The sequence below is a fragment of the Pseudohalocynthiibacter sp. F2068 genome (assembly GCF_023015645.1).
Classification (GTDB): Bacteria; Pseudomonadota; Alphaproteobacteria; order Rhodobacterales; family Rhodobacteraceae; genus Pseudohalocynthiibacter; species Pseudohalocynthiibacter aestuariivivens.
In genome coordinates this window covers 215,090-223,393 of sequence record NZ_JALKAK010000005.1, presented here as the reverse complement: position 1 = coordinate 223,393, position 8,304 = coordinate 215,090, and the positions used below count along the sequence as shown (strand labels likewise).

Below are 8,304 nucleotides of genomic sequence, written 5' to 3'. Positions count from 1 at the left end.
GGCTGGCTTGCTGAGTTGGGGTTTGTGGATTTTGCGGGATCGACGGTGGTTCATAGTGTCGGTGGCTGGGCAGGCCTCGCCCTTGTCTTGATTATCGGGCCCCGCTTGGGGCGCTTCGATGACGACTCGGGCACCCACGCCATTACGCCGTCAAACATGCCCACTGCCACACTAGGCGCTCTTCTTCTTTTCATTGGCTGGCTTGGTTTCAATGGTGGAAGCACATTGATGCTGGACGAAACTGTGCCGTCGATTCTTGTCAATACGGTCGTCGGGGGGTGCATTGGCGCCATTTCGGCGGGAGGTTTGCGGTACGCAGTCAACCAGCGGCTCGACGTAGATCAATTCATCAACGGCGCCTTGGGCGGGCTTGTGGCAGTCACAGCGAATTGTTTCGCCGTCTCGACGGGCTCCGCCGCACTGATTGGCCTGGTTGGTGGGATGATTGTCGTATTCCTAAGCCAAACCCTTGAAGCCTTGAAAATCGATGATGCGGTTGGGGCAATCCCGGTGCACTTGGGGGCCGGGATATGGGGCACCCTGGCAACCGGACTCTATGGGGACCTCGAGAAACTTGGTACGGGACTCAGCCGCTTTGAGCAGATCGGCGTCCAGGGCCTTGGCGTGCTGGTATATGGGGCATGGACATTTGGAGTGGCCTTTCTCGTGTTCTATGCGGGGAATGCCGTTTTCCGGTTCAGGGTAACTGAACAAGAGGAGATAGCCGGGCTCAATATCTCAGAACTTGGCGTTACGCAGGAAAGCGAACTGCAATCCCCTTTGGTGGTGCTTGGAAGGAAGTTTCCATGATCGAAATGTCGCTTCGCAAAATCAACTTATCAGGCCGTCAGCGAATGCTGATACAACCTGATGCGCTGCAAAGTGAGAGACTGGAGACAATCATTCAACAGCTCAGCGCCGCACAAGGTACATGGGAGGCCCTGAGGGCCTATTTTTCGACAGCGGTTTGGACTGGTACAGATCGGTCTATTGACGACATTCTGAATGCTGACAAACAGGCAAAGGGTCTTCTGGAGAGGATGAACGAAATCGTTCTGCTCTATGAGGATACCGCTTCATGAAGGGAGCTCAAAAATGAAAAATGAAAACCGAGCACCGGGACTGCGATTGAAGATCGGGACCAAGCTGGCTGTCATCAGTATTCTGATTTCTATGATTGCTGTGTGCGCAGCAGCGATATTAGCGGGTTACTCCTCCAGTGAAGCCCTAAAGCAGGCGGCATTCGAAAGACTGACGGCGGTTCGCGAGCTCAAGGCACAGCAGATCGAAGACTATTTCTCACAGGTGGAGGATGAACTTAATTTCATTTCCGATAGTACATTCTTGAAAGACGGGCTGCAGCAACTTCGGCGGGGGGTTGTCTATCTCCAGACGACCGAAGACCTTGTGATTCCGCAGTCAGAAGAGAGACTATCGAAATACTACTCAGGGGAATTCTTGACCCAGTATCAGACGTCATCTGGATCCAAGCCAGATGATTTTCTCATTGAGTCAGTCATTCCCAAGGATCCTTTGGCAATCTTTCTGCAGGATCGATACATATTCAATTCGCAGGCGGTGAGTGAATCGTCCTTTGCAAGCTTCTTTGGCTCCGCCTTCGAAAGGCTGGACCTACCGCTTAGCGATTTCCAGAAGCGCTTTGGCTTTTACGACGTCTTTTTGATTGAACCTAACGACGGGCGGATAGTTTACTCCGTCGAACGCGAGATTGATTTTGGAACGAGTCTTTTCGACGGACCTCACGCAGATACGAATCTCGCGCGCGCGGTTGTATCAGCAATGGCTGCCCGCCCAGGTCAAGTCATCTTCGCAGATTTTGAGCCTTATCTCCCTTCATTCGATGCTCCGGCTGCTTTTGCTGCCGTACCCGTTTATGATGGACCAACCCCCATCGGCGTCCTGGCAGTACAGCTTCCCTTAAGCGGCATAAACTCGATCATGACGTCAAATGAGGCCTGGACTGAAGTAGGGCTTGGGACAAGCGGCGAAACTTATCTCGTCGGCAGTGATAAACTCCTGCGCAATCAGTCAAGATTTCTGATCGAGGATCGAGAACAGTATTTGAAGATGATCGAGGAGGTCGGTCTCCCGCATTCAGTAATAGACCAAATCCAACGAACTAACAGTTCAATCGGCCTGCAAGAGGTCGACACTATTGGTACGCGAGCAGCACTTTCAGGAAATTCCGGAACAGAAATCTTCCCTGACTACAGAAATGTCGAAGTCCTATCTTCTTATCGTCCCCTATCGCTGTCGGGACTCAACTGGGTCATTATGAGCGAGATCGATCGCGAGGAAGCCCTGCGAGATGCGGATACATTGATTGATCGTCTGATCTTGGTCGCATCGATTGTCTTGGCCACCGCCATTTATGCTTCATATCTGTTTTCGATTTCGCTTACACGACCGCTTAGGCTGCTGTCAGCTGACGCAACGCGCCTGGCATACGGCGAACTGAACACACCAGTTACAGTACGGACCAGCGACGAGATTGGAGATTTAGCCCAGAATTTCGAGGCGCTGCGCGACTCGATGGTGCGCTCATTGCAGGAAGTTGAAAACCAAAAGACGACCCTAGAAGAGACCGTAGCTGCACGCACCGCTGAACTGAATGACGCCTCGGCACAACTGGAGCTTGCGCTGTCGAAGATGTCGAACGGTATCTATATGCTTGATGCCGACATGAACTATGTCTTGGCCAATCAACGGTACACCGAAATGTTCGGATTGCCTCTAAGGTTGGTCGAAGCAGGACAGCCTGAGGAAGAGGTGATCCGCTGGCATGCTGAAAATGGAGACTACGGGCTAGGCGACACAGAGAAAATTATCCGCACAAGGCTTAAATCACTTTCTGAAGGCCACTCATCAAACGTTGTTCTAAATACTCAAGCAGGGCGAACGATCGAGATCAGAACAACGCCGATCAGCGGCGGAGGGCTTGTCGGAGTTGCGACCGACATCACGACAATTAAGCGCAACGAGGCCGAACTCATCGAACAAAATGAAAACCTGAAGAAAATACAAGACGAACTCGAGTTCAGCGAACAGAGAGTATCGAAGATCATCGAGGCGAGCCCCATTGGTATCGTGTCGATCAATAAAAACGGCGTGATTGAAACATTTAGCTCGGCTGCTGAGGGGATCTTTGGCTACTACGCATCTGAAGTTATTGGGAAAAATATCAAAATCCTGATGGAAAAAGAAATTGCCTTTGAGCACGATCTGTATCTTGAGCGTCGAATTCATGGCGCCCCATCAAAGATTGTCGGTCAAAGTCGGGTTGTCAACGCGGTCCGGAAAGACGGTACTGTATTCAAGCTGGAGGCGAGGGTCGAAGAAGTACAAGTCCCCGATGATGTCTTCTATATCGGCCTTGTCGAGGACATAACGGAACGGTTGGAACTTGAACGGCAAGCTGAAGATGCTCGTGAACAAGCCGAACGGGCGAATGAAGCGAAGAGTGCTTTCCTTGCAAACATGAGCCACGAACTGCGTACGCCGATGAATGCGATCATCGGCTACTCAGAGATGCTGGCTGAGGATGCGGAAGACGATGGGCTGGAAGACATGCTCGGCGATCTGAACAAGATTACCAACGCTGGTAAGCATCTATTGTCCCTCATCAACGACGTTCTCGACCTCTCCAAGATCGAAGCCGGAAAAATGGATCTGTTCCTTGAAGACTTCGCCGTCAAGGAAATCGCCGAAGACGTTGCCAGTACAGCACTCAGCCTTATCGAAAAGAATGCCAATGAACTGGTTCTGGATGTCGATCAGGATCTGGAAACCATGCACGGCGATGTAACGAAAGTTCGCCAAATCCTCTTCAATCTGATCTCCAACGCAGCGAAGTTCACAAAGGAAGGACAGATAACTCTTTCTGCAAACGCTGCATCTATATCGAACGAGCCTTCCGTTCGCTTCGCGGTGACCGACACGGGCATTGGTATCCCTCAAGACAAGATTGAGCATATCTTCTCGGAATTTTCTCAGGCGGATGAATCTACTACACGTGATTATGGCGGAACCGGCCTTGGGCTCGCCCTCGTTAAGAGGTTCTGCGAAATGATGGGTGGCAGCATCCGCGTTGAAAGTACTATCGGGCAAGGTTCGAGTTTTATCGTCACACTGCCCAAGAAAGCCGAAAAGAAGCACCTAGGTCTTGAAGAGGAGGCGCGCATTTCGAACACATCTCCCGAGCCTTCTTCATCGGACCCGGATACAACGCCTGTTTCACGTCAGCCAATCAAGAATGCTTCTGCTCGAAACACGGTACTTGTCATTGATGATGAGGCCTCGGCCCGGGAGCTTCTGAAGAAGCGCCTAGAAACGGAAGGCTGTTCGGTATTATTGGCCAAGTCCGGGGCCGAAGGTCTGGCACTCGCAGCGGAACACATGCCTGCCCTCATAACGCTGGATGTGATGATGCCAGGGATGGACGGTTGGACGGTCCTCCGCCGACTTAAGGCCGACGATACACTGAAAGATATTCCGGTCGTCATGATTTCGATGGTTGGAAACAAGGCCATGAGCTACTCGCTTGGCGCCGTTGAATCCCTGCAGAAACCGGTTGATCGAGGCAAGCTGTCCGGCCTTGTTGAAAAGTATGCGTCGAGCGGACAAAAGACGGCGCTTGTCGTTGAAGACGATCCGGCTGCTCGCGAAACCATGGTGCGCACCCTTCAAGGCGACGGCTGGGAAGTCGACGAAGCTGAGAACGGCAAAATAGCGCTTGAGAAAACGGAACTGCAAAAATTCTCACTGGTCCTTCTTGATCTCATGATGCCGGTCATGGACGGTTTCGAGTTTCTCGAACGGCTCAGATCAAGCGACTACCCATCAGCCAATTGCCCAATAATTATTGTTACGGCGATGGAGCTGAACACTGAAGACCGTAAACGCCTACAGACAAGTGTCAGCGATGTTGTCCAAAAGTCAGGCGGAGATGTGGAAGGCGCTTTGGAAGAAATACTGTCGCTAATTCACCGATAGAGCGTGAGGAGATTTTGATTTGAAAGAAATGGCTGGCAAACAAGCTCCGGGGATTGAAGAGGCATTAGAGTCACTTAAAGGTGAATTAACGGACTGGGAGCTTTTCCTCTCAAGTAATCCCGATAATTCTGCCGTCTTCGCCGGGGCCGACCTTTCCGAGGCGGACCTAGCGGAACGGAACCTGTCAGGACTTGACCTCACCGGCACAGACCTTTTCGAAGCCAGGCTGTCATCTGCAAACTTAAAGCACGCAAAGATGGATCGCGCGGAACTGTCAGGTGCGGATCTTTCGAATGCCGGACTTTACAAGGCGTCGCTGAGCGCTGCCACACTGACGGCCGCAAACCTCCAGAACGCCGACCTAACGGAGGCTGATCTCTCTGGCGCAGATCTGCGTGGAGCAAATCTTGCCGGGGCGGATCTCACTGGCGCGGACCTCCGTGATGCAAACCTAACAAACGCCGACCTTCGTGATACCTGCCTGGAAAACGCAAATATCTCGCGCGCATCGTTCTGCACAGCTCGGGTTGAAGGGGCCAATGTGACCAGCGTCGTCTACGGCAACTTAAAAGATATGAGCGGGCGTTACCTTGGAATTCGCGGCATAGACTCTGTTTACGGCAACGCGCTCTTTGCGCGAGACGCCAGAGATCAAGATTACATAGACACCCTGGAGGCTTCTATTTCAAATATGCCAAGCGGGTTTACTAAGTCCGTTGAGCTCGTGTTGTTCAAGGCGTGGGGGCTTTTTGATCACGGCCGTAGTCTTTTAAAAGTTGGAATTTATGCACTTTTTCTCGCAACGCTTTATGGGATTATTTATTCATTTGATATGTGGTTAGGCTGGGGGATGATGGATTATTCAAACTCTGCGCAGAGTTGGTTTACTCCTTTTTACTACTCTATGGTCACATACACGACGCTAGGCTATGGCGACGTAACAGCTGAGAACGTTTATGGTGAGATCCTCGTAATTAGCGAGGTGGTTTTAGGATATTTTACTCTAGGACTGCTTCTCTCGATTATTGCAAACACAATTGCTCGGCGGAGCTAACAGTGTGCTACCAGCAATCTGGAGCAAAAAGTTGAATCGCAAACATTTTGGCAAATTTGCTGCAGTCTTTGTAGGTTTGTCTTCTCCTGTCGCAGCCTAGGGTTTGGAATTCGGTAACGCACCCATCCAGTTCGCCCAGCCAGCGCGACTGAACGACTACCGGCTGGCGCCGGTAGGATCAGCGATATGGTTTTCCAGGTACTGAAGTACGATGTCTTCGGTGATGGCCCCGTTGGTGGTTGAAAAGTAGCCCCTGCCCCAAAAACGACAGCCCCAATAGCGCTTGCGGATCGTCGGAAATTCGCGCTGCACCTTGTAAGACGAACGGCCCTTCATCTTGCGCACCAGATCCGAGATCGCAAGCTTCGGCGGCACCGAAACGAACATGTGGACGTGGTCGCTCTCCCGTCAAGATCTTGTAGCGGTACTTCGTCGACCAGACGAGGTGATAGCGGTGGTAAAATACGCAGTGCTTGCCGGTGTCATATTGCATGATCATACCCTCTGAAAAATGAGCCTCCGACCCGGCTGCGGCTCATTTTTCAGAGGGTATGATCATAGGACGATTCTTTCGCGCTAAAGCGGGTCCGACTGGAAGTCGGAGGGTTTAGACCAAGGAGTGGATACTAAATTGATTTATTTCAGACCGTTATGTTTCTCCTGGCTTGCGAAATCTGGAGAATGGCAAGTATCCTCCGAGATCGCCCCGCAAAGGGGGCGAAGTTCCGGATCGTGGAGGAGAGTTGCCGAGGCCACAGGCAAGGCTCGGCGGTACGGGACTTGCGATTGCGAGTGCGCGACATCTGCCGCCAGGTCTGCCGCGAGAACGAGGTCGACATCTTGCGCGGGGTGCTGTCGATGCAAGAGTTGCTGACACAATGGCGCTAGGCGCATCATCTCGGTCCGCTGGACGAGTCTATGGCGCGATATAATGCCAGTCGACATTGCGGTCTTCCTTCAACTCGCCGGAGTCGGCGGCATGGAACTGAAAACCAAGATGCAGCCGGTTTTTTCTATTTGAAAATCTTGTTCCTAATGAGGAATAGCAGCTATTGCATTAACCCACTGCCTTATCAGTTTGTCAGGAATTTCAACTTCAGAGGACACACCAAACTGCCCTGATGCTCGCGTGACATAATCGAAGTAGACCTCGCCATCAGCGTCCGCACTCCAACGCTTTGGGCAATTCACATCAATTATTAGTTTCTCCAACCTTGCAACCTTCGCTTCATTCAAAAAAAAGCGTTTGCGCATTTCTTCAAATCTAGATGATTGATCCGGGTCTGACCTATCATACACAAGAAACATTATGTCACAAAATTCAGTCAGCTCCATCTCCGGAATGCGCTCTTTTAATTCAGTTGTCCCCGGCTGCTTTTCCAGAATAGCGTGTATCTTTGTCTTAATTTCAGCCTCCTCGACACCAATCTCTTCAGGTGTTTCGAAAGGCTCAAGTTCGAGAATCAAGCCCTCCTCGACAGCAGAGATACAAGCTAATTCACGAACTTTACATTCGACTGAACTGACCAAAACTATGTTTTTTGACCCGACGATCGAACACAATTTTCTGAACTGCTCTAGAAATATGGCTTCAATCATGGGTTCAAGCTGCTTCGGAGGATCTGGTTGAGACAAAACGCCAATTCTGATGACATTTCTCATATGCTTGTGTTCCTCCTCGGGCGCCAGATCTGAATGCCCCATGCCCAATTATTGCGTGTTGCTAGATTGTGGTCCTGCGACGCGACTATGTTGTTTGATATTACATGTGTCTGACGTCAGCGCCAATGGGACAGTTTAGGTTGATTTGATAAGAGAGGGTTTCTGGCACATCGTAACCACTATGGAGTGGAGATGAGACAGAAACCCGGAACCCGCAAGAGCCATGGCGAGAATGTCGTCAAGGACATCCGCCGCGCTACGCGCAAGCAGTATTCAGCGGAAGAGAAAATCAGGATCGTGCTGGACGGCCTGAAGGGCGAGGACAGTATTGCGGAGCTGTGCCGCCGCGAAGGCATTGCCCAGAGCCTATATTACAGCTGGTCCAAGGAATTCCTCGAAGCTGGAAAGAAGCGTCTTGCAGGCGACACGGCCCGCGCTGCGACATCGACCGAGGTCAAAGATCTGCGCCGTGAGGCACGCGATCTGAAGGAAGTGGTTGCCGAACAGGCCCTTGAACTGCGGTTGCTCAAAAAAAGTATGATCGCGGATGGCGGAGACGAAGTCCGCCTATCTAT

The 8,304-nt window shown here is 51.4% G+C and carries 4 protein-coding genes and 3 pseudogenes; 5 read left to right on the top strand and 2 right to left on the bottom strand.

Annotated elements, in window-relative coordinates; all coding sequences use genetic code 11:
- The 4 genes and pseudogenes from MWU63_RS08585 to MWU63_RS08570 form a co-directional block, all read left to right on the top strand.
- Positions 1-810: pseudogene (locus tag MWU63_RS08585) on the top strand (hypothetical protein); the annotation flags it as partial.
- A complete protein-coding gene (locus MWU63_RS08580; protein ID WP_247077570.1) occupies positions 807-1,082 on the top strand; it encodes a hypothetical protein in 276 nt (91 codons plus the stop codon). The pseudogene MWU63_RS08585 and the gene MWU63_RS08580, both read left to right, overlap by 4 nt.
- A gap of 13 nt (positions 1,083-1,095) precedes the next feature.
- Positions 1,096-5,013, top strand: coding sequence for a response regulator (locus MWU63_RS08575; RefSeq protein WP_247077569.1), 3,918 nt, complete (start codon positions 1,096-1,098; stop codon positions 5,011-5,013).
- A gap of 28 nt (positions 5,014-5,041) precedes the next feature.
- On the top strand, positions 5,042-6,067 hold the full coding sequence (locus tag MWU63_RS08570; protein ID WP_247077578.1) for a pentapeptide repeat-containing protein: 1,026 nt from the start codon (positions 5,042-5,044) through the stop codon (positions 6,065-6,067).
- A gap of 156 nt (positions 6,068-6,223) precedes the next feature.
- Here the strand turns inward: MWU63_RS08570 and tnpA are convergent.
- Positions 6,224-6,560 (bottom strand): annotated as a pseudogene (tnpA, locus tag MWU63_RS08565) (IS200/IS605 family transposase).
- Positions 6,561-7,099: 539 nt separating this feature from the next.
- Positions 7,100-7,729: a hypothetical protein gene (locus tag MWU63_RS08560; RefSeq protein WP_247077567.1), complete on the bottom strand. Its 630-nt coding sequence runs from the start codon at positions 7,727-7,729 to the stop codon at positions 7,100-7,102.
- A gap of 192 nt (positions 7,730-7,921) precedes the next feature.
- On the opposite strand from MWU63_RS08560, the pseudogene MWU63_RS08555 reads away from it, so the two are divergent.
- Positions 7,922-8,289: pseudogene (locus MWU63_RS08555) on the top strand (transposase); the annotation flags it as partial.
- Positions 8,290-8,304 lie beyond the last annotated feature (15 nt).